Source organism: Microbacterium cremeum (genome assembly GCF_015277855.1).
Classification (GTDB): Bacteria; Actinomycetota; Actinomycetes; order Actinomycetales; family Microbacteriaceae; genus Microbacterium; species Microbacterium cremeum.
Genome location: NZ_CP063812.1, coordinates 1013596 through 1034658 on the forward strand (window position 1 = coordinate 1013596; position 21063 = coordinate 1034658).

The following is a 21063-nucleotide window of genomic DNA, read 5'->3' on the forward strand; positions in this document are numbered from 1 at the left end:
GGGCGTAACCTGAACGGATGCCGGTGCCTCCCTCCTCGCCGACACGCCGTGCGCTCAGCGCACGCACGCAGCTGCTCGCGCTCGCCGAGGCGGCCGCGGCGGCACGGGGGCGTGACGGGTTCGCGGCGTTCGTCGGCCTGCCGACGCCCGCGGACTCGCGCCCGGCGGCCGTGCTCATCCTGTTCGGAGCGCTGGATTCGCTGCCGAGCGACCATGACGCGCAGTCCGGTGCCGTCTCACGCGACCTCGACGTGCTGCTCCTGGCTCGCGCCACGACCCTGCGCTCCCACCCGGGGCAGGTCGCCTTCCCGGGAGGTCGGGTCGACCCCGGCGATGACGGACCCGTCTCGGCGGCGCTGCGCGAGGCCCGGGAAGAGACCGGACTCGACACCGCCGGCGTCGAAGTCCTCGGCAGCCTCGAGAACATCCCGCTCCTGTACTCGAATCACCTGGTGACGCCGGTCCTGGCGTGGTGGCGGCATCCGTCACCGGTCCGCGTCGTCGACGAGGCCGAGTCCGCTGCGGTGTTCCGCGCCCCCGTCGCCGACCTCCTCGACCCCGCGAACCGCGGCTCGACGGTGATCCGCCGCGACGGGCAGGAGTGGCGCGGCCCCGGGTTCCTGGTGCATCACGCGACCGGCGAGCATCTGGTGTGGGGCTTCACGGGCATGGTTCTCGACGGGCTCTTCGACCGACTCGGCTGGACCGAGCCGTGGGATGCCGATCGCGAGCTCCCGCTCGAGCTGCCGGACTGACCGTCGCCGCCACCCGCGGACCGCGTGAGCCGCCGGCCCCGGCAGCGGCCCTCACCCGTACCGGTAGTGCTCGGCGCTCGCGTTCACCCATCCGGTGAAGCGCCGCGCCTCGGTCTCGTCGCCCGGCGGCACCGGCGCGACCCACACCTGGGCGCCCGCGATGACGAGGTGCAGGCGCGAGCGGTCGACGGCGCGGTTCAGCGCGCGCGGCGTCACCGGCCCGCCGGGGCCGAACAGACGCCGCTCGACCGCGGTCCGCGTGAAGTCCGGTCGCCGCAGCAGCGCGTCGCCGGTGTCGACGGATGCCGAGACCTGACCGACGGGCTGGCTCAGGTCGCCGAAGTGGATCCAGCGGCCGTCGATCACGACTCCCGCGAGCTGCTGCTCCTCGCCGCTGTACCGCACCGCCGTCGTCCAGCGCCGCCCGTCCCACCAGCGCTGCCGCCCCCGCTGGTCGTCGTACCAGCCGGCGTCCGCCGTGCCCGCGGCGGCGGGTCCGGCATCCGTCCGCAGCTCGGTGCGGGGGTCGCGCAGGTCGATGAACTCCTCGGTCCATCGCGTGCCGTCCCACCAGCGCTGCTTGCCGGTGCCGTCGTCGTACCACCCGGGCGGGGGAGGAGGTGTGGAAGCCGCCATGTCTCCGAGACTAGAACGAACCCGGCGCCGAGAAACCGGGTGACCGAAACCGGATAGCATCGTCCGATGCGGAGCACGCCGCCCGAGCCGTTCCACCCCGACCTGAAGGCCGCGAGGTGGCTGCCGCTCGTGAGCGCCGGCCCGCGCAAGCTGTGGATGTTCCGCCTCTCTCCTCCCGGCATCCGACCCGACCCCGCCGTCGATGTGACGACGGTGCCCTTCACGGGTCCGGGCGGCGCGATGCCGTATCGGGTGTTCCGCCCGACGCCCGGCAGTGCCGGCACCGCACCGGTCCCCGCACTGCTGTGGATCCACGGCGGCGGCCTGATCCTCGGTGCGCCGCAGCAGGATGACGCGAGCAACCTCGCGCTCTCCCGCGGACTGGGGATCGCGGTGTTCTCGGCCTCGTACCGCCTCGCCCCGGAGCACCCGGCGCCGGCCGCCCTCGACGACCTCGTCGCGGGGTTCCGCGAGCTCGTCGCGCGCGCGGACGAGTTCGGCATCGACCCGGAGCGGATCGCGGTCGGCGGAGCGAGTGCGGGCAGCGGACTGGCGGCCGCCCTTGCTCAGCGCCTGCTCGACGAGGGCGGCCCGCAGCCGGTGTTCCAGCTCCTCGTGTACCCGATGCTCGATGATCGCACCGCGCTGCGCGACGACGTGGACCCCCGTCACATGCGCCTGTGGTCGCCCGAGAGCAACCGCTTCGCGTGGTCGGCATACCTCGGACCGGATGCCGATGCCTCCGGCATCCGGTCGTCCGTCGTCCCCGCGCGCAGGGAGGACCTCACCGGGCTGCCGCCGGCGTGGATCGGGGTCGGCACGCTCGACCTGTTCCACGACGAGGACGTCGAGTACGCGCGCCGCCTGCAGGAGGCCGGGGTCCCGTGCGAACTGAACGTCGTGCCAGGTGCCTTCCACGGATTCGATGCGGTCTTCCGGCGGGCGGGGGTGAGTCGCGCCTTCCACGCCGAGTGGGCACGCGTGCTGCGGCAGGCGTTCGGCCTCGACGACCACGCCCGCACCGCGGGCTGACCCAAGCCCCGCGAGCGTGCATCCGCTCCGGCGCACCGGCCGGCCGGGTACGATGGCGGGATGGGATCGATCTGCAGCGCGCCGATGACGGCGTGCGCCTTCTTCATTCGCGACCGCCGCGCCTGACGGCGCGTTCGCTGGTCTTCGCGTAACCGCGCCGTCGTCCGGGAGTCCTCGCACCCCGGCCGCGCGTCCCGTCTTTGCCGTTCTCGGCTTCATCGATCGACGCCTGCGTCGGGGTGCTCCACACCCTCGTTCCCTGGAGCGCTCGCATGCGAAACCACCACCCTCACCGATCCGTGCACGGCGGCCGGCACGAACTCGGCCAGAACTTCCTCATCCACCGGTCCACGATCCGCGGGATCGTCGACCTCGTCGCCGCCACCCGCGGCCCGATCCTCGAGGTCGGCGCCGGCGACGGCGCACTCACGATCCCGCTCGCCCGGCTCGGCCGCGACTTGACCGCGATCGACGTCGACGAGCACCGGGTGCAGGCGCTCCGGCGCAGGCTGCCCCGCGTGTGCGTGCAGCAGGCCGATGCGCTGCAGCATCCGCTCGATCACCCCGTCGTCGTCGGCAATGTGCCGTTCCACCTCACCACCCCGATCCTGCGACGGATGCTGTCGCGCCGGGGCTGGCATCACGCGATCCTGCTCACGCAGTGGGAGGTCGCGCGCAAGCGTGCGGGCGTCGGAGGCGGCACCATGATGAGCGCGCAGGCCGCGCCGTGGTTCGAGTTCGCGTTGCACAGTCGCGTGCCGGCACAGCACTTCCGTCCGATGCCGAGCGTCGACGGCGGCATCCTGCGCGTGACGCGGCGCGGCGCGCCGCTCGTCGACCCGCGCGAGCGGGCGGCGTACGAGCGCTTCGTGCGCGATGTGTTCACCGGCACGGGGAGCGGGCTCGCCGCGCTGGTCCAGCGCAGCGGCGGCGTGACCCGCGCGCAGGCGCGAGCGGTGATCGGCGAGCTGGGCCTCGCCGATCACCGCCTGCCGCGCGACCTCGCGCCGGAGCACTGGGCCGCGCTCTGGCGCGCGACCGCGTCCCGCGCTACGGCGTCACGGTCAGCTGCACGTCGATGAATCGCGGTCGGTAGATCGAGACGTCGTCGTAGAGCTCGTCACTGTCGAAGCTGTTGACGTTGTATGTGACGAGGAGCGAGTCGCCGTCGCGGTCTTCGGGGTGCTCGTGCGCGTTGTACGTGAAGATGTTCGCGTTGCCGTACGAGCCCCACAGACCCGTCTCGGGCGTCCGGTAGAGCTCCGCCGCGACCTCGAACGGACCCATCGGCGAGCACGACACCTGCGCCACGATGCGGGTGCTGAAGACCTCGCTCGTGTCCTGCGTCACCATGAGGTAGCCGTCGCGGTACGGCGCGACGCTGAACTCGTTCGCCACGTACGACGCCACCGGCACCGCATCGGCCTCCCGGGGCGACCAGTCGGTGCCGTTCCAGTACATCCAGTGCTTCGACAGGTCGCCGCCGGCGACGCGGGCGAGGAACGCCGATCGCACTCCCGCGATGTCGTCGATGCCGTAGATGTACGTGGTGTTGCCCTCGGCGAGAGTCCACGAGCCCCAGTTGACGCCGGTGCTCGACGGCAGCTCGGTGATCGACTTCAGCGCAAGGGTCGAGCCGTCGAGGGTCGCGAGCCGGTTGCTCTTCCAGCCCCAGTCCCACATGCCGGGCCCGAACTTCTCGAACTGCAGCAGCGGGATCTGCACATCGCCGTGCTTGGTGAGCTCGGGGTCGCCGACCCAGTGCCAGTTGCCCTCGGGGGTCGGTCCCACGATCGACTCGGGGGCGTCGGGGGTCCCGCCGGTGACCGTGGACAGTACCGCGCCGTCGTCGACGACGATCGAGTTGTTGAGGAACGGCGTCGACAGCGGGCGCCCGAGGTCGTCGTCGACCGGGCCGAGGAAGGTGTCGGAGAAGAACCAGGCCTGCCTCCCGTCCTCGAGTTCGAGGGAGTACGTGCTGTCACCCCCTGTCCACCCGGCGCCCGAGTCGCCGTATTCGGTGAACGCCGCCGTGCGCGCCTGGTCGACGGCGGCGGTCGCGGTGATCGTGCTGTCGACGAGTTCGCAGTCACCGGTGCCCGATGCGGTGGCGTCGTTCGCATTCGCCGGGGATGCCACGAGCAGTGCGCCGACCGCCGCGGCGACGACGAGGGGTGCGGCTGCGCGCCGCTGAGGGATGGATGAACGCATATCTCGCTCCTTCGCGTGATTGGTATCGTTAACAATTGCACGGGCGTCCGCCATCGCTCAACCCTTCGCCGCCGCGCTGGTAGTCTCCGAGCACGCGTCGGAAGGATGGGAATGGTCGGCAGCCCGGATGCCGCGCCGGTCACCGTGCGCGACGTCGCCGCTCGGGCGGGCGTGAGTCCGATGACCGTCTCGCGGACGCTCGCGGGCGGCACCAACGTGCGGCCCGAGATGCAGGAACTCGTCTGGAAGGCGGTCGCCGAGCTCGGCTACCGGCGCAACGAGAACGCACGCAGCCTCCGCCGTCAGACGAGCGGGCTCATCGGTGTCGCGATCACGAACCTCGGGAACCCGTACTACGGCGAGTTCGCGATCGGGGTCGAGGAGGTGGCCGCCCGGTACGGGCGGCGGATCCTGCTCGGGAACACGGGCGAAGACACCGAGCGTGAGCGCCAGCTCGTCGCCGACTTCCTCGGTCGTCAGGTCGAGGGGCTCATCGTGGTGCCGGCCGGCGGCGGGGAGGGCGAATCGGCCCATCTGCGGCGCGAAGCGCTCGCAGGAACCCCGCTCGTCCTCGCGTCGCGCCTGGTGCCCGACGTCGACGCCCGCGCCGTCGTGCTCGACGATGACGGCGGCGCGTGGTCCGGCACCCGCCGGCTCATCGACGCCGGACACACGCGCATCGCGTACCTGGGCAACCTCTCGTCGGTGTTCACCGGGCAGCGTCGTTTCGACGGCTACTCCCGGGCGATGGCCGAGTCGGGCCTCGTCGTCGATCCGGCGCTCGTCAAGCGGGAGCAGCAGGATGTCGCGACCGCCCGCGACGCGATGACGGCGATGCTGGCGCTGCCCGACCCGCCGACGGCCGTCTTCGCGGCGAACAACCGGAACGCGATCGGCGCCATGACGGCGATCGCCGAGCACCTCGCGGCCGGCGGGGCGCAACGGCCTTCGATCGTGGGCTTCGACGGCTTCGACCTCGCCGAGCTGTCGCCGGTGCCGCTCACCCTCGTCGAGCACGACGCGCGGACGCTCGGCAAGCGTGCGGCCGAGATGCTCTTCGACGAGCAGCGCGGCGACGACGAGGCCGGGCCGCGCATCGAGACGATGCCGGTTCGCGTCCACGTCATCCGCGACGAGTCGCGCTGACGCGGACGTCGCTCGGCTCGCTCTCGACCGCTCGATCTGGTATCGATATCAATCGACGCTCCGCACGCCGGGGCGGGAGGAGGGGACGGATGCCGCGCCTGTGCGTCGACTTCGGCGGGACGAACATCAAGATGGGCCTCGCCGACGGCGGCGAGGTCCTGCGCAGCGTGGAATTCCCCGTCGGCGGCAGTGCGGCCGATCTCGACGCGATCATGGCGGCGGCCGTGCGCCTCGGGGCCGACGCGACCGAGGTGGACGCCGTCGCGATGGCGGTGCCCGGTCTGATCGACCCCGGGCGTTCGCGACTGGTGCTCGCCCACGGCAAGTACGACTGGATGACGGGCGTCGATCTCGCCGCGTGGGCACGCGACGCGTTCGGGGCGAGCGCGGTCGTCGAGAACGACGCCCGTGCGGCGCTTCTCGGCGAGGCGGCCTCCGGTGCGGCGCGCGGTGCGCGCGACGCGGCGATCCTCGTCCTCGGAACCGGCATCGGAACCGCGGTCATGGCCGACGGGCGCCTGCTGCTCGGGCCGAGCGGGGCCGGCGGCAATCTCGCCGGCCACACGACGATCGATTGGCGGGGGCCCGTCTGCAACTGCGGCAACATCGGCTGCGCCGAAGTGTTCGGGGGCAGCTGGGCCCTGCCGGACCGGATCGCCGACGTCGTGGGCTCCGGCGCGGGTGAGGAGTCGGAGCACTGGCGGGCGCGGCTCGACGCTGCGGACGCGATCGGGTTCGCCGAGGTCTTCGAACGTGCGGCGGCGGGGGACCCCGTCGCCGTCCAGGTCCGCGACCAGGCGATCCGCGCGTGGAGCGTGGTCGCCGTGACCTACACCCACGTCGTCGCACCGGAGGTCATCGTGATCTCCGGGGGCGTGGCGCGCGCGGCTGCGGAGGTGATCCCGGCGATGCGGGCGTACGTGCGCGAGCACATCTGGCGGGTCCTCGACGTTCCGCGGTTCGTCGTCGCCGACGATCCTGCCAACTCGGTCCTGCGCGGTCTCGCCGTGCGGTAACCCCCGTCTCGGTCGCACACCGTCGCCGCCTCCTGCTATGGTAACGATACCAACGACGCAGAAAGGCGCTGGCATGACGAAGCAGACGGTGGACCGATGGGCGGAGCGGCGTGCGCGCGCACCGCACAACTACGACCACCAGCCCACGATCCGCCTCGCGGAGGGCGCCGCCGTGCTCGACGCGGACCAGTTCTGGGCGGCGCTGCGCGACGCCGGGGCCGACGGTGTGGCGCCCGTCGTCGCCATCGACACGTACCCCGGGATCGCGCTCGACGAGCTCCGCGCCGAGGCCGCGCGTCGCCTGCCGGACCACCGCATCGTCGACGTCGAGGCCGCCGCGCTCCCGATCGCCGAGATCGACGCGCTCATCGCGCCGAACCTCACCGACGATCGTGTCTTCGGGCGCATGAGCCACTTCGCCCTCGGCGAGTTCTACGACGCCGACAAGCTCGACGCGATGCGTCACGACATCTCGACGCGCACGGGTCCCGTGCTCGTCATCGGCTGGGGAGCGGCGCTGGCCGTCGAAGAAGACGCCGTGCTGGTGCTGGCCGACCTGGCGAGGTGGGAGATCCAGCAGCGTCAGCGGCAGGGGCAGCCGAACTGGCGCGCGCAGAACGGCTCCGAGGATCAGCTGCGCAAGTACAAGCGGTCGTTCTTCGTGGAGTGGCGCGTGGCCGACCGGCACAAGCGCGAGCTGTTCGACGACGTCGACTTCGTGCTCGACACCAACCGCGGCCTCGCCGATGCCACGGCCCTCACGGGCGACGACTTCCGAGGGGCGCTGGCGGCGGCATCCCGTCGTCCTTTCCGCGTCGTGCCGTACTTCGACCCCGGGGTGTGGGGCGGGCGATGGATGCAGGAGCTGCTCGACCTCGAGCCCCAGAGCCGCAATTACGCCTGGTGCTTCGACTGCGTGCCCGAAGAGAACTCGCTCCTGTTCCGGGGAGCGGACGGGCCGCTCATCGAGCTGCCGGCGATGGACCTCGTGCTGCGTGAGCCGCGGCGACTGCTCGGCGACCGGACGTATGCGCGGTTCGGCGCGGAGTTCCCGATCCGCTTCGACTTCCTCGACACGATGGACGGCGGCAACCTGTCGCTGCAGGTGCATCCGCTCACCGATTACATCCAGCAGGTGTTCGGCATGCCCTACACGCAGGACGAGAGCTACTACATGCTCGATTGCGACGACGACGCGGTCGTGTACCTCGGCACGAAGGACGACGTCGACCCCGACGCGATGATCGACGCGCTGCGTGTCGCCCAGACGGGCGAGAAGCCGTTCCCCGCGGAGGACTTCGTGAACGTCTTCCCGGTGCGCAAGCACGACCACTTCCCGATCCCGGCGGGGACCGTGCACTGCTCGGGGGCGAACTCGATGGTGCTGGAGATCTCGGCGACGCCGTACATCTTCACCTTCAAGCTGTGGGACTGGGGGAGGGTCGGCATCGACGGCATCCCGCGTCCGATCCACCTGGAGCACGGAGCCGCGAACATCCAGTGGGAGCGCGACACCGCGTGGGTCGAGGAGAACCTCGTCGGACGCGTGGACGTGCTGCACGACCAGCCAGGGCACCGGATCGAACGGACGGGCCTGCACGAGCTCGAGTTCATCGAGGTGCAGCGACACTGGTTCGACCGCCCTGTCGGGCTCGACACGCGCGGCACGGTCAACGTGCTGAACCTCGTCGAGGGTGCCGCGGCGACGGTGGTGAGCCCCGATGGCGCGTTCGCGCCGTTCCAGGTGCACTACGCCGAGACGTTCATCGTGCCCGCCGCCGTCGGGGCGTACGAGCTGCACCCGGCCGCGGGTGCCGAGGGCACCCTCGGCGTGGTGGTCGCGAGCGTCCGGGGTACGGAAGTCGTTGCGGCTCCGACCGAGCACTGATACATTGACACACGTCCTGGTAACGATACCAACCAAGAGAACGAAGGGGTTCACATGAAACTCGGACGCAGACTCGCCGCACTCGGCTCCGTCCTGGCCGCGGGCGCGCTCCTGGTGAGCTGCTCGGGTGGCGGCGGAGGCTCCTCGGCCGGAGAGGTCGAGGGAACGCTCGACTTCTACACCAACAAGGGCGCATGGGAGCCCGACTTCGAGGCGCTGAACCCGCTGTCGGAGGAGGCCATCGGGATCGACCTCGACATCGCCAGCTACTCCGACCAGCCGCAGTACGAGGCCTTCATCCGGCAGTCCTTCCGCACCGACGAGAGCCCGGGCCTGTTCACCTGGGCGACCGGCCCGCAGCTGCAGGAGCTCGTCGACGAGGGGCTCATCGCCGAGACGACCGACATCTGGGATGAGGCGATCGAAGAGGGCTGGGTCAGCGAGGACCTCAAGCAGTACTACACATACGACGACAAGCAGTACTGCGTCCCGCTCAACATCGCCTACTGGGTGATGTACTACAACATCCCGATCTTCGAGGAGAACGGCATCGAGGTGCCCACCACGTGGGACGAACTGATGGATGCCGCGGCCACCTTCAGCGACAACGGCGTCACGCCGTTCTACACGACCTCGACGCTGTTCACCTTCGTGTGGTTCGAGACGCTCGTCGCCGGCACCGATCCCGAGCTGTACCAGGGCCTCGAGACCGGCGAGGTGTCCTACACCGACCCGCGGATCGTCGAGATCATGAACACGTGGCTCGAACAGGAGGAGGCCGGCTGGTTCACCGACCCCGGCAGCACGACCGATCCTGCCACGATGCTCAACAACGGCGAGATGGCGATGATCAACTTCGGCACGTTCTTCAGCGGCTCGCTGAAGGGCGTCGGAATGGAGCCGGGCGTCGACTACGGCACCTTCATCATCCCGGCCGTCGATCCGGGCCTCGACAAGACGCCCGTCCCCGTCGAGACCGGTCCGCTGTGCACGGCCGAGAACTCGCCGCAGCGCGAGCGCGGACTCGAGTACGCCCGCTGGTGGATGGGTCCCGAGGCCCAGGGCGCGTGGAACTCCGCGCGCGGCGACGTCCCGTTCAACCCGCAGGCCGAGGTCTCGGACGAAGGTCTGGCAGAGCTGGGCGAGGAGATCGCGAGCGGCGACTACGAGCTCGTGACGCGCTACTTCGAAGCGGCCCCGCCGCCCGTGCTGACGGTCGCGCTCGAGCAGCTCGGAGCCTTCATCGCCAACCCCGGCGACCCGTTGCCGTACCTGCAGACCATCCAGGACGCCGCGGACGCCTATTGGGCAGAGCAGGAGTGAACTGAACCGTGACGACTGTCCGCAAGGACACGTACCGGTGGAGCGCCCGGGGCTTCATCGCCCCGGGCGTTCTCCTGGTCGCCGTGCTCCTGTACCTGCCGCTGCTGTGGACCACCTACCTCAGCTTCACCGAGTACAACGGTCTCGGTGATCCTGACTGGGTCGGGTTCTCGAACTACATCGACATGTGGCGGGACCCCGCCATGGTCGGCTCGGTCCTCAACACGCTGATGTGGGTGGTCGGCACGCTGCTCATCCCCGTCGGCCTCGGGCTGCTGCTCGCGGTGCTGACGTTCGATCTCAAGGGCGGCGTGTGGCTGCGTCTGCCCTTCCTCATCCCGTACGCCGTGTCGGGCATCGGCGTCGGCCTCGTGTGGTCGTTCGTGCTGCAGAGCAACGGAGCCCTCGACCAGGCGCTCGCGGTGTTCGGCGTCACCGACCCGCCGAGGTGGCTGCTGGACGTCCCGCTGAACACGCTCGTCATGATCTGCGCCGCCGCGTGGCAGGGCGTCGGCGTGAACGCGCTGCTTTTCACCATCGGCCTGCAGTCGATCCCCAAGGAGCCGCTCGAAGCCGCGCGCCTGGACGGCGCAGGACCCCTCCGTCTGTTCGGCAGCATCATGTGGCCGATGCTCGCCCCGCTCACCACGGTGGTCGTGGGGCTCAGCATCGTGGGAAGCCTCAAGACCTTCGACATCGTCATGGGCATGACCAAGGGCGGGCCCGGCCGCCAGTCCGAGACGCTCGCGGTCACCATGTACCGCGACGCGTTCGTCAACGCCAACTACGGCTCGGGCTCGGCGATCGCGGTCTTCCTCATGATCGTCACCCTCCTGGCGTCGCTGCTGTACCTGCGCCGACAGCTGTCCGCGAAGCACGAGTTCTGAGGAGGTCGCCATGGTTTCCCGCATCATCCGCACCATCGTCCTGGCGATCGCCGGCATCGTCTGGCTCGCGCCGGTCTATCTCCTCATCGTCAACGCCGCCAAGGCGCCCTCCGCCTACAATCCGCGCGAGTCGTGGGTCCCCGACGGAGGGGCGCTGCTCGAGAACTTCGCGGAGGCGATCCGGCTCTCCGGGCTGGGCGACAGCGTCGTGAGCACCCTCATCTACGCGACCGTGGCCCCGGGGGTGGCCGTGATCGTCGGCGCCTCGGCGGGCTTCGCGATCGTCGCCCTGCGCCTCAAGCACGGCTTCTGGTGGTTCGTGTTCCTCTTCGGCGGCTCGATCTTCCCGCTGCAGATGATCATCCTGCCGCTGTTCGACGGCTACTCGCGGACCGGACTGTACGACGAGCGCATCGGCATGATCCTCATCTACACGGCGATCTCGGTGCCGTTCTCGGCCTTCGTCATGCGCAACTTCTTCACGGGCGTCTCGTACAACACGTTCGAGGCGGCGGTGATCGACGGCGCGAACACGTGGCGGATCTTCACGCGCATGTATCTGCCGATGTCGGCGAGCGCGCTCGTGGCGATCTTCATCCTGCAGGCGACGTTCATCTGGAACGACCTGCTCCTCGGGCTCACGCTGTCGCAGTCCGACGAGGTGCGCCCGATCGTGACGACCCTCGCCGGCATGCAGAACACGTACGGGGGCGCGCAGCTGCCGACGGTGCTCGCCGCCGGCATCATCGTGTCGCTGCCCACGGTGATCCTGTTCCTGTTCACCCAGCGCTTCTTCGCCCGGGGCCTCGCCCTCGGCCAGTACTGAAATCCGGAGACGTCATGCCCACGCGCGCGACCCTGCCCATGATCCCCACGGTGGACGACCTGGCCGCCGATCCGATCACGCACCACTTCGAAGACATGGTGGCGCCGTCGGGCCTGACCAACATGCACGGCACCGTCGTCGTCGGTCACGACCTCACCGGCATCCGGGGCGTGTCCTTCCCGCCGGTCGCGCAGGGCGGCGCCGCGACGGCGGCGCTCTTCGTCGACGGGCGGCTGTTCGAGTCGTACGGCATCCCCGTCACCCACGAGTGGCGGCCCGACCGGGTGGTCCGCCGGGCGCTGATCGACGACCTCGAGATCGAGACGACGACGGTCTGCGTCCCCGGAGAGACTGCGGTGGCCATCGACATCGCCGTGCGCACATCGTCGCCCGAGCCTCGGGACGTCGCGCTCTCGCTCTCCCTCGGGGCGCGCGTGACGTGCCGGACGACGGGGTGGGATGCCGCGGAGCTGCCCGACGCGCTGAACTCCGTGCACCTCGACCCGGCGCGCAACCGCATCGCGTTCACCGACGACGCCTCGGACGCGTGGTCGGTGCAGGGCCTCGACACGACGGCCGTCGTGCGCGGGAGCGGGGTGGCGCCGACGACCGACGAGTACGAGGTCGGCATCGGGGGGATGGGCCGCGGCGGCGATGTCTCGGTGACGCTCGCGGTCCTGCCGGGCGAGACGGCGCACGTCGGCTACGTGCACGCGATCGGGCGGTCGCGGGCCGAGGCCGAGGCGGTGTTCGACCGCGTCACCGGCGACGTCACGGCGGCCGTGGCATCCGCCGAGCGATTCTGGACGCACAGGCTCGAGGCGATGTTCGGCGGCAGCGACGAGTACGCCGGCCGGCTTCCGGTGCTCGAGACGTCCTCCGAGGCGCTCCGCAGGCTCTACTGGTGGGGGGCGTTCGGGGTCATCTGGTTCCGGCGCGAATGGCCGGGCAACGTGCTCGGGCGCACGTACGACACGCTCATGCCGAACTACTGGGCGACGAACACCTTCATCTGGGACTACAGCCTGAGCTCGATCGTGCACGCGATGCTCGACCCGGAGGAGATGAAGCGGCAGCTGCGGGTGTGGATCAGCAGCGACATCCACACGATGTTCGCGACGTCGGCGGTCGACGGCTCGTCGATCGGCCGATGGTACTCGGTCAACGACTTCGCGATGACGCGTCTCGTCGCCGACTATCTGCGCTTCACGGGCGACGACGGCTTCCTCGACGAGCGGATCGCGGCCGGCACCGGCGAAGAGCTCACCGTCGCGGAGCACCTCGTGCACTGGGCAGAGGCCTGGCGCGGCCTTCGCCGTTCGAGCGCGCTCGCCGACTACGGCGAGATCGACAACCTGCTCGAGTGCGTCAGCTCGTATACGCACGAGGTGGCCAGCCTCAATGCCGCCAACATCTGGTGCCTGCGCACGGTCGCCGGCATCATCTCCCGCCGCGGCGACCACGACACGGCCGCGCGACTGCGGACGGAGGCCGACGAGCTCGTCGCAGCGGTGCTCGAGCTGTACGTCGACGGCGCCGGGCACTTCGCCGCCGGTCAGCCCGACGGCACGCGCCTGCCGGTGAGGCACTGCTACGACTTCAGCATCGTCGGCACGGCGATCGCCGGCGACCTGCCCGAGCACGTCCGCCGCGAGATGGTCGAGTTCTTCGTCCGCGAGCTGCAGACCGAGAACTGGATGCGGGCGCTGTCGCCGTGGGATCCCGATGCCAGTTACAGCGTCCGGCCGGACCACCAGTGGAACGGCGCGTACCCGGCATGGCCCGCGGATGCGGGGCGCGCGCTCACGGCGCTCGGCGCCCCCGAGGTGGCGGCGGCCTGGGTCGAGGGGCTCGCGCGTTCGGCGAACCAGGGGCCGACGGGCCAGGCCCACTTCGTGGAGGAGGCGGTGCCCGGCATCAACGGCGGTGCCCGCAAGGCGCCGCCTCAGCTGCCGTACATCAACGACTGGGCGTGCTCCTCGTCGGGCGCGTGGGTCCAGTTCGTGATCGAGGGGCTCTTCGGCCTCGACGCGCCGACCGGCGAGAATCCCACGGCGGGCGGCGCGCTGGCCGCACTCGACCCCGACGCCGTGTTGCGCGGCGTCGTCCTCCGAGGCCGCGCCTACGATGTCCACGCGGACGGCCGCGTGGAGGAGGGTATCGGGTGATCGAGGTCCCGCTCACCGGCGGCGCGGTGCAGGTCCGCGGCGCGGTCTGGATCGAGCCGACGGCACGAGGCATCCGTCCGCGCCGGTTCGCGCCGGAAGCAGCCCGCCGGATCGTCGACGACTTCATGCGCGCGTCGCTGACGCAGTCGGCCGGGGTGCGCCTGGCCTTCCGCACCGCCGCGACGCGACTGGTGCTGCGGGTGCACGCGACCAAGCTCGCGGAGTCGGCGGACGCGCCGCTGCCGGCGGCGGTCTACGACCTGAGCGCCGGGGGTGAAGTCGTCGCGACGGCGGAGTCGGACGACGGCTCGCGGTTCCTCTTCTCGTTCGACGAGCCCGTGCACGGCGTCGTCCCGGGGGGCGATGCGACGCTCCGGTTCGACCTCGACGGTGTCGAGCGCGACTACGAGCTGTGGCTTCCGTACACCGACGAGGTCGAGCTCCTCGGGCTGAGCGCCGACGCCGCGCTGGCGCCGCCCGCCGACGGAGGGCGCCGGCGCTGGGTGCATCACGGCAGCTCGATCAGCCACGGCTATCTCGCGTCGCGCACCACGCGCACGTGGCCGGTGATCGCGGCGCAGAGCATGGGGCTCGAACTGGTCAACCTCGCCTACTCGGGCAACGCGCTGCTGGACCAGTCGACCGCGCGCACGCTGCGCGACACGCCGGGGGACGTGATGAGCGTGAAGCTCGGCATCAACATCGTCAACGGCGACATGATGCGGCTGAGAGTCTTCCGCAGCGCCGTGCACGGCTTTCTCGACACGATCCGCGACGGGCACCCCGACACCCCGCTGCTCGTCGTCTCGCCGGTGTCGTGCCCGCCCGTCGAGGACCTCCCCGGACCCACGATCTTCGACCCGACCCGCACCGACAAGTGGGTCACGACCGCCGGCACGCGCGAGCAGCTCGCGGAGGGCAAGCTCAGTCTCGCGGTGATCCGCCGCGAGCTGGCAGAGATCGTCGCCGCGCGCAGGAGCGAGGATCCGCACATCGACCACCTCGACGGCTCGCTGCTGTACAGCGCCGCCGACAGCGAACGCCTGCCGATGCCCGACAACCTCCACCCGGGAGACGACGTCAACGCCCTGATCGCGGCGCGGTTCGCCGAACGGGCGTTCCGGCACGAGCGCTCCCCGCTCTGAACGCTCGCCACGCCCGTATCGGCGCTAGGCGATGTGCGGTGCGCGTGCCGCCTCGACCTCGGCCAGGTACGCCTCGGTGAGCTCGGAGAGCACCGAACGTGCGCCCACCTCGCGCCGCATGCCGAGGTGCAGCTCGCGCAGCTCGTCCATGAACGCATCCCACAGCTCGGGGCCGCCGCGCTCGAGCAGCTCGGCGCGGATCGACAGCTCGCGTGACACCGGCAGGTGCCGCCTGCCCCACGAGCCGAGCGCGGCCATGACCGGCACCAGCTGGATCGCCGGTTCGGTGAGGCTGTAGACGACCTTCTGCTTGTGGGTGGGGTCGGGTGCACGGGAGACGAGCCCCGCCTCGACGAGGCGCTGCAGCCGATCGGCGAGGATGTTCGACGCGATCCCCTCATCGGACTTCGTCAGGAGCTCGCGGAAGTGCCGTCGGTTGCCGAACATCATGTCGCGGATGACCAGCAGCGACCACTTGTCGCCGATCACCTCCAGCGAGAGATTGATCGGGCACCCGGATCGCTGCGTTTCCTTCATACTGCTTGCACTCTACAACCAGTTGGCGCTACCGTGGTCAAACCAGTTGCATTTCACAATCAGTTGGAGGATGTCATGTCACTCGTGATCGCGACCATGTCGCTGACGCTCGACGGCGTCGGTGCCGGGCGCAACCAGACCCAGGAGCGTCCGTTCGGCGACGTCTCCGAGCATGCGCTGCACCGCTGGATGAACGAGACGCCCGACGAGAACCGCGCCGAGATGGACGCGATCGTCTCGGCGGGCGCGTACATCATGGGCCGCAACATGTTCGGTCCCGTCCGCGGCGAATGGACTGGGGACTGGCGCGGCTGGTGGGGTCCGAACCCGCCGTACCACACGCCCGTGTTCGTCCTCACCCATCACCCGCGCGAATCGATCGAGATGGAGGGCGGCACGACCTTCCACTTCGTCACCGACGGCATCCACTCGGCGCTCGAGCGGGCCCGCGACGCCGCGGGCGACCGCAACGTGCACATCGCCGGAGGCCCGAGCACTCTCCACGACTACCTCGCCGCCGGGCTCGTCGACGAGCTCATGCTGCAGATCTCGCCGAGCATCGCCGGAGACGGACTGCGACCGTTCGCGGGACTCGAGCCCCTCGATCTGGAGCAGGTCGCGGTGCGGCCGGTGTCCCTCGCGACCCACGTGCGGTATCGCGTGCGCCGCCCCGAAGCCGGCTGAGCCGGGGCGAGAGTCGTCCTGGTCCTCACCGAATCGCGTCGAGCGGGGTGGGTAGTCTCGAACGGTGACCCCTCGCACTCTCGCCGACGGCGCGATCCTGCGCGCCGCCCGGCCCGGCGACGAAGCCGGCATCCTCGCGCGCATCCAGGATCTGGCCCTGTACGAGCGGGAGCCGGATGCCGTGGCCAACACCGTCGACGCTCTCAGCGCCACGCTGTTCGGAGCGCAGCCGCGCGCGTTCACCCACGTCGTCGAGCGCGAGGGCCGGATCGCGGGAATCGCGATCTGGTTCCTCACGTACTCGACCTGGACCGGCACCCACGGCATCTGGCTCGAGGATCTCTACGTCGAGGAGGCCTCCCGGTCTCACGGGTACGGCAAGGCGCTCATCGCGTCCCTCGCGGCAGAGTGCGTCGAGCGGGGATACGCGCGGCTCGAGTGGACCGTGCTCGACTGGAACGAGCCGGCCCTGCAGTTCTATCGGTCGCTGGGCGCGACCCCGATGAGCGACTGGACGACGCAGCGACTGGCGGGCGACGGCGTCGCGGCGCTCGCTGCGGTGCTCGATCCGGCGCCGTAGCTCAGGACTGCACGCGCCCCACCCCGTTGCTAGCGTCGGAGCGTGACTCCGCACCGGCTGACCCGCGACCAGGCGCGACGGATCGTCGTGCGGGCGCAACTGCTCGACGCGAACCGACCCGGTGACGTCGTCGAGGTCGCCGAGCAGCTCGGATACATCAAGATCGACCCGACCGCGACCATCGCTCCGTGCGAGCACACGGCGCTGTGGTCGCGCATCGGATGGTCGTACGAGCCGGGCCAGCTGACGAAGGCCGTCGAGCTCGACCGGCTGCTCTTCGAGTACGACGGCACGTTCCGCCCGATGAGCCTGCTTCCGCTCATGCTCCCCGCGATGCGGCGGTGGCCGCAGCGCGAGAGCAGCAGGCAGTGGCTCGAGGCGAACGCCCGCTTCCGCGCCGACGTGCTCGCGCGCCTGCGCGCCGAAGGCCCACTGCTCGCACGCGACATCCCCGACACGGCGCAGGTGAGCCGTCCGCCGGACGGCTGGTCGGGGTCGAATCAGGTCCCGCACATGCTCGAGTTCCTGATGCGGCAGGGCGAGGTGGCGGTGGCCTCGCGCGAAGGCCGGCTGCGCCGCTGGGACCTCGCCGAGCGCGCGTACCCGCGGGATCTGCCCGAGTACGGCGAAGAGGAAGCCGCCGACCTCCTGCGCGTGCGGCGACTGCAGGCGGCGGGCATCGCGAAGCAGGGCGATCGGTGGTGGAACGCGGTCGGCACGGCAGGGGAGCCGGCCGTCGTCGAGGGCAGCTCGTGGAAGTTCCGCGTCGATCCCGACGCGCTCGCGGCGCTCGACGCCGACGACGCCGGAGGCCGTGTCGCGTTCCTCAACCCGTACGACAGCCTGCTGTTCGACCGGCCGCGGCTCGAGGAGGTCTTCGAGTTCGCCTACGTGCTCGAGCAGTTCAAGCCCAAGGCGCAGCGCCGGTACGGCTTCTTCGCGCACCCGATCCTGATGGGGGACCGGTTCGTCGGGTTGCTGGACGCCGAGGTCGACCGAACGAACGACGTGCTGCGGGTCAACGCCGTGCACGAGTTCCTGCCGTTCGAGCCCGAAGAGACCGACATGGTCCGCGCCGAGATCGCCGAGCTGGCCGAATGGCTCGGAGTCGGTGTCGTCGGGATGCCCTGACCGCGGATCAGCCGCGCGATTCCCCGCGTCGGGCGACTCGGCGGCCCCGTGAGCCCGTCGCGCTTGACGTCCGAGGCGCGTGGCGTCTATGGTTTCTTCACGACTTAACAAAGGGGTGAAGTAATGCCGTCAGCGCGACCGCAGACCGACGTGAACCGCACGGCGATCCTGGCGCACCTGGGCGCCCACGGTCCGGCCTCCCGCGCCGACCTGGCCCGCGCTTTGGACGTGTCGCCCGCGCTCGTCACGCAGCTCACGCGCGATCTGCTGGCCGACGGACTGCTCGAAGAGCTCGAGCAGTCCAGCAGCAACGGCGGTCGCCCGGCCCGGCTCCTCGGGCTGGTCTCGCAGGACGCCACCGCCGTGGGGGTCAAGGTCGCTCCCGACCATCTCGCGCTCGTCGAGGTCGGCATCGACGGCGCGGTGCGGCGGTCCGAGACCAGCCCCTTCGACGCGATCTCGCCGCTGGCGACGTCGGCCTTGGTCGACCAGGTGCGCACGTTCGTCCAGAGCCCCGAAGCCGGGCGCATCCTCGGGGTCGGCGTCGGTCTTCCCGGAACGGTCGCCGAACGCGGGATCGGCGTGGTCGACTCCACCCAGCTCGGCTGGAACCAGGTGCCGCTCGGCGAGCTGCTGCGGCGAGCCCTCGACCTGCCGGTGGTCGTCGAGAACAACGTCAACGCCCTCTCGGTCGCCGAGCAGCTCTTCGGCCAGGGGCGGTCGTTCCGCAACGTGCTCGTCGTGACGATCGGCAACGGCGTCGGCGCCGGCCTGATCGCGGACGGCGTCATGGTGCGCGGGCGTGCCGGTGGCGCCGGCGACCTCGGCCACATCCCCGTCGAAGAGAACGGACCTCTCTGCCAGTGCGGCAACCACGGCTGCCTCGAGGCGCTCATCGGACAGGGAGCCCTCGTCCAGGCAGCCCGCAGTGGCGGGGTCCTGCCGGCCGGCGACGGCATCGACGACCTGCGTGCGCTCGCTGACGGCGGCTCGGGCGGCGCTCGCGAGATCTTCGCGCGCGCAGGACACCGGCTCGGCCGCGCCCTCGCCGGAGCGGTGAACCTGATCGATCCCGAGATCGTCGTGCTCCTCGGAGAAGGCGTCGAGGCCTGGAACCACTGGGCGCCCGCATTCGACCGCGCCCTGCGCAGCTCCCTCGTGCCGGGCAAGCGCGGCACCCCCGTCGTCGTCGAGCGCTGGCAGGACGATCGCTGGGCGCAGGGCGCCGCCGCCCTCGTGCTGGCCACTCCCTTCGACGCCCAGGGCGTCGCCGGCGACCAGGGCCGTCTCATGCGCGAGCGGCTCGTGGCCTCGATCGAGGCACGCCCATGACAGCCGCCGTCCTCGCGGCCGAGGCATCCGCCACCACCGTCCAGCGCGACGCGCCGGCGGGCCGGCGCCCCCGGTCCCGTCGGCGCCGGATCTCGTATGGGCTCACCGTCGCCGTCTTCCTGCTGCCGAGCCTCGTCCCGCTGCTGGCGTTCGTGATCGGGCCGATGATCTCGGCGGCCTGGACGAGTCTGCACTCGTGGAACCTGATCGGCCCGATGGAGTGGGTCGGTCTGGGCAACTACGCCCACCTGCTCGGCGACTCGGCGACGCACCAGGCGTTCCTGCACACGCTGTACTACATCGTCGGCTATCTCCCGCTCGTCTACGTCGGCGGGCTCGCGCTCGCGCTCGCACTCAACGCGAAGCTGCGCGGGCGCGGACTCCTGCGCGGCGTGTACTTCCTGCCCGTCATCACCAGTTGGGTCGTCGTCGCCCTGGTCTGGCGATGGCTGCTGAACCCCAGCACGGGCGTCGTCAACGCGGTTCTGGCCTGGTTCGGCATCGACGGCCCCGGGTGGTGGGCCGACCCGGCCTGGTCGATGCCGTCGATCATCCTCGCCTCGGCGTGGAAGGACCTGGGGTTCGTCATGGTGATCCTGCTTGCGGGACTCCAGGCGATCAACCCCGACCTCTACGAAGCGGCCGAGATCGACGGCGCGGGGTGGTGGCGGCGCCTCTTCGGCATCACGTTGCCGATGCTGTCGCCCTCCACGTTCTTCGTCATCGTCCTGTCGCTCATCAACGGGTTCCAGGTGTTCGACCAGGTCTACGTCATGACCGGCGGCGGCCCCAACAACTCCAGCCAGGTGGTCGTGCAGCAGGTGTACGACCTGACCTTCCGGTACGGACAGGCCGGGATGGCCTCCGCGCTGTCGTGGCTGCTGTTCTTCGTGATCCTCGTCGTCACGCTCATCCAGTTCTACGGACAGCGCAGGTGGGTGAACTATGACTAGGCCGCTGCGCACCGGAGTGCTCTACGCCGTCCTGATCGCGGGTGCCCTCATCATGGTGTTCCCGTTCGTGTGGACGGTCGTCACCTCGATCACCCCCGGCGCGACGTTGACCACCACACCGCGCCTCATCCCCGAGAACCCGTCGCTGTCGCCGTACTTCGAGCTGTTCGACCGCGTGCCCTTCGGGCAGGTGATCGTCAACTCGCTCATCATCGCCGTCGCCGGCACGATCCTGCAGCTGGTGACGAGCGCCATGGCGGCGTACGTGTTCTCGCGGATGCCGTTCCCCGGGCGCGGAGCCGTGTTCGTGCTGTACCTGGCCACGATGATGATCCCGTTCCAGGTGCTGATCGTGCCGCTGTTCGCCGAGATGAAGGCGCTCGGGCTCATCAACACCTACCTCGGGGCGATCCTGCCCATGGTCGCGTCCGCGTTCGGGGTGTTCCTGCTGCGCCAGGCGATGAACACCGTGCCGTACGACCTCGACCAGGCGGCGACTCTCGACGGCGCCGGCCACTTCCGCATCTTCACGCGCATCGTGCTGCCGCTCGTACGGCCCGCGCTCGCGACGCTCGCGGTGTTCGCCTTCCTCAACACGTGGAACAGCTTCCTGTGGCCGCTCATCATCCTGCGCGACCCGCTCATGCAGACGCTCCCGGTGGCGCTGTCGAGCCTGCAGGGCCAGTACTCCACCCAGTGGGACGTGCTCATGGCCGGCTCGGTGATCAGCATCATCCCGATGTTCGCCCTCTACGTCTTCGCGCAGAAGTACATCGTCCAGGGCGTCGCCGGCGCCGGCCTGAAGTAGGCGCC

At 70.4% G+C, this 21063-nt stretch carries 20 protein-coding genes; 17 read left to right on the plus strand and 3 right to left on the minus strand.

Going from position 1 to position 21063, the window contains the following annotated elements:
• The first annotated feature begins 17 nt into the window (after positions 1-17).
• Positions 18-755 (plus strand): NUDIX hydrolase, encoded by a 738-nt coding sequence (locus tag IM778_RS04315; RefSeq protein WP_194410847.1) that lies wholly within the window; start codon positions 18-20, stop codon positions 753-755.
• 51 nt (positions 756-806) lie between these two features.
• Here the strand turns inward: IM778_RS04315 and IM778_RS04320 are convergent, their stop codons facing one another.
• Positions 807-1391 (minus strand): DUF2510 domain-containing protein, encoded by a 585-nt coding sequence (locus IM778_RS04320; RefSeq protein WP_194410848.1) that lies wholly within the window; start codon positions 1389-1391, stop codon positions 807-809.
• Between the two features lie 66 nt (positions 1392-1457).
• Between IM778_RS04320 and IM778_RS04325 the strand changes: the two genes are divergently transcribed.
• A complete protein-coding gene (locus tag IM778_RS04325; RefSeq protein WP_194410849.1) occupies positions 1458-2423 on the plus strand; it encodes an alpha/beta hydrolase in 966 nt (321 codons plus the stop codon).
• Between the two features lie 272 nt (positions 2424-2695).
• Positions 2696-3505: a 23S ribosomal RNA methyltransferase Erm gene (gene erm / locus IM778_RS04330; protein WP_194410850.1), complete on the plus strand. Its 810-nt coding sequence runs from the start codon at positions 2696-2698 to the stop codon at positions 3503-3505.
• Here the strand turns inward: erm and IM778_RS04335 are convergent.
• Positions 3474-4634 carry a DUF4185 domain-containing protein gene (locus IM778_RS04335; protein WP_194410851.1) on the minus strand — a complete coding sequence of 387 codons (1161 nt, stop codon included), beginning with the start codon at positions 4632-4634 and terminating at the stop codon, positions 3474-3476. The genes erm and IM778_RS04335 overlap by 32 nt on opposite strands.
• Before the next feature lie 111 nt (positions 4635-4745).
• Here IM778_RS04335 and IM778_RS04340 point away from each other — a divergent pair, with 111 nt between their 5' ends.
• The 8 genes from IM778_RS04340 (at position 4746) to IM778_RS04375 (ending at position 15033) form a co-directional block, all read left to right on the plus strand.
• The gene (locus IM778_RS04340) at positions 4746-5780 is read left to right on the plus strand and encodes a LacI family DNA-binding transcriptional regulator (RefSeq protein ID WP_194410852.1); all 1035 of its coding nucleotides are present in this window, start codon (positions 4746-4748) and stop codon (positions 5778-5780) included.
• A gap of 89 nt (positions 5781-5869) precedes the next feature.
• Positions 5870-6796 carry an ROK family protein gene (locus IM778_RS04345; RefSeq protein WP_194410853.1) on the plus strand — a complete coding sequence of 309 codons (927 nt, stop codon included), beginning with the start codon at positions 5870-5872 and terminating at the stop codon, positions 6794-6796.
• 73 nt (positions 6797-6869) lie between these two features.
• On the plus strand, positions 6870-8684 hold the full coding sequence (locus tag IM778_RS04350; RefSeq protein ID WP_194410854.1) for a class I mannose-6-phosphate isomerase: 1815 nt from the start codon (positions 6870-6872) through the stop codon (positions 8682-8684).
• A gap of 54 nt (positions 8685-8738) precedes the next feature.
• Positions 8739-10007 carry an ABC transporter substrate-binding protein gene (locus IM778_RS04355; protein WP_194410855.1) on the plus strand — a complete coding sequence of 423 codons (1269 nt, stop codon included), beginning with the start codon at positions 8739-8741 and terminating at the stop codon, positions 10005-10007.
• Positions 10008-10015: 8 nt separating this feature from the next.
• Positions 10016-10894, plus strand: a complete 879-nt coding sequence (locus IM778_RS04360; protein WP_194410856.1) for a carbohydrate ABC transporter permease — start codon at positions 10016-10018, stop codon at positions 10892-10894.
• 10 nt (positions 10895-10904) lie between these two features.
• Positions 10905-11720, plus strand: coding sequence for a carbohydrate ABC transporter permease (locus IM778_RS04365; protein WP_194410857.1), 816 nt, complete (start codon positions 10905-10907; stop codon positions 11718-11720).
• A gap of 14 nt (positions 11721-11734) precedes the next feature.
• Positions 11735-13888 (plus strand): glucosidase family protein, encoded by a 2154-nt coding sequence (locus IM778_RS04370; protein WP_228484747.1) that lies wholly within the window; start codon positions 11735-11737, stop codon positions 13886-13888.
• A complete protein-coding gene (locus IM778_RS04375; RefSeq protein ID WP_194410858.1) occupies positions 13885-15033 on the plus strand; it encodes an SGNH/GDSL hydrolase family protein in 1149 nt (382 codons plus the stop codon). Before IM778_RS04370 ends, IM778_RS04375 begins: the two co-directional genes overlap by 4 nt.
• Positions 15034-15057: 24 nt before the next feature.
• On the opposite strand, the gene IM778_RS04380 is transcribed toward IM778_RS04375, so the two are convergent.
• The gene (locus tag IM778_RS04380) at positions 15058-15570 is read right to left on the minus strand and encodes a winged helix-turn-helix transcriptional regulator (RefSeq protein WP_194410859.1); all 513 of its coding nucleotides are present in this window, start codon (positions 15568-15570) and stop codon (positions 15058-15060) included.
• Between the two features lie 75 nt (positions 15571-15645).
• On the opposite strand from IM778_RS04380, the gene IM778_RS04385 reads away from it, so the two are divergent.
• The 6 genes from IM778_RS04385 to IM778_RS04410 all read left to right on the plus strand — a co-directional run bounded on the left by IM778_RS04385 (position 15646) and on the right by IM778_RS04410 (position 21058).
• The gene (locus tag IM778_RS04385; RefSeq protein ID WP_194410860.1) at positions 15646-16254 is read left to right on the plus strand and encodes a dihydrofolate reductase family protein; all 609 of its coding nucleotides are present in this window, start codon (positions 15646-15648) and stop codon (positions 16252-16254) included.
• A gap of 64 nt (positions 16255-16318) precedes the next feature.
• Positions 16319-16834: a GNAT family N-acetyltransferase gene (locus tag IM778_RS04390; RefSeq protein WP_228484748.1), complete on the plus strand. Its 516-nt coding sequence runs from the start codon at positions 16319-16321 to the stop codon at positions 16832-16834.
• Between the two features lie 42 nt (positions 16835-16876).
• Complete coding sequence (locus tag IM778_RS04395; RefSeq protein ID WP_194410861.1) at positions 16877-17965, plus strand: DNA glycosylase AlkZ-like family protein; 1089 nt, start codon at positions 16877-16879, stop codon at positions 17963-17965.
• A 123-nt stretch (positions 17966-18088) separates the two neighbouring features.
• Positions 18089-19297, plus strand: a complete 1209-nt coding sequence (locus tag IM778_RS04400; protein ID WP_194410862.1) for an ROK family transcriptional regulator — start codon at positions 18089-18091, stop codon at positions 19295-19297.
• Positions 19294-20250 carry a carbohydrate ABC transporter permease gene (locus IM778_RS04405; RefSeq protein WP_194410863.1) on the plus strand — a complete coding sequence of 319 codons (957 nt, stop codon included), beginning with the start codon at positions 19294-19296 and terminating at the stop codon, positions 20248-20250. Before IM778_RS04400 ends, IM778_RS04405 begins: the two co-directional genes overlap by 4 nt.
• Entirely contained in the window at positions 20243-21058 is an 816-nt protein-coding gene (locus IM778_RS04410; RefSeq protein ID WP_194410864.1) for a carbohydrate ABC transporter permease, read from the plus strand. The genes IM778_RS04405 and IM778_RS04410 overlap by 8 nt, the downstream gene beginning before the upstream one ends.
• Positions 21059-21063 lie beyond the last annotated feature (5 nt).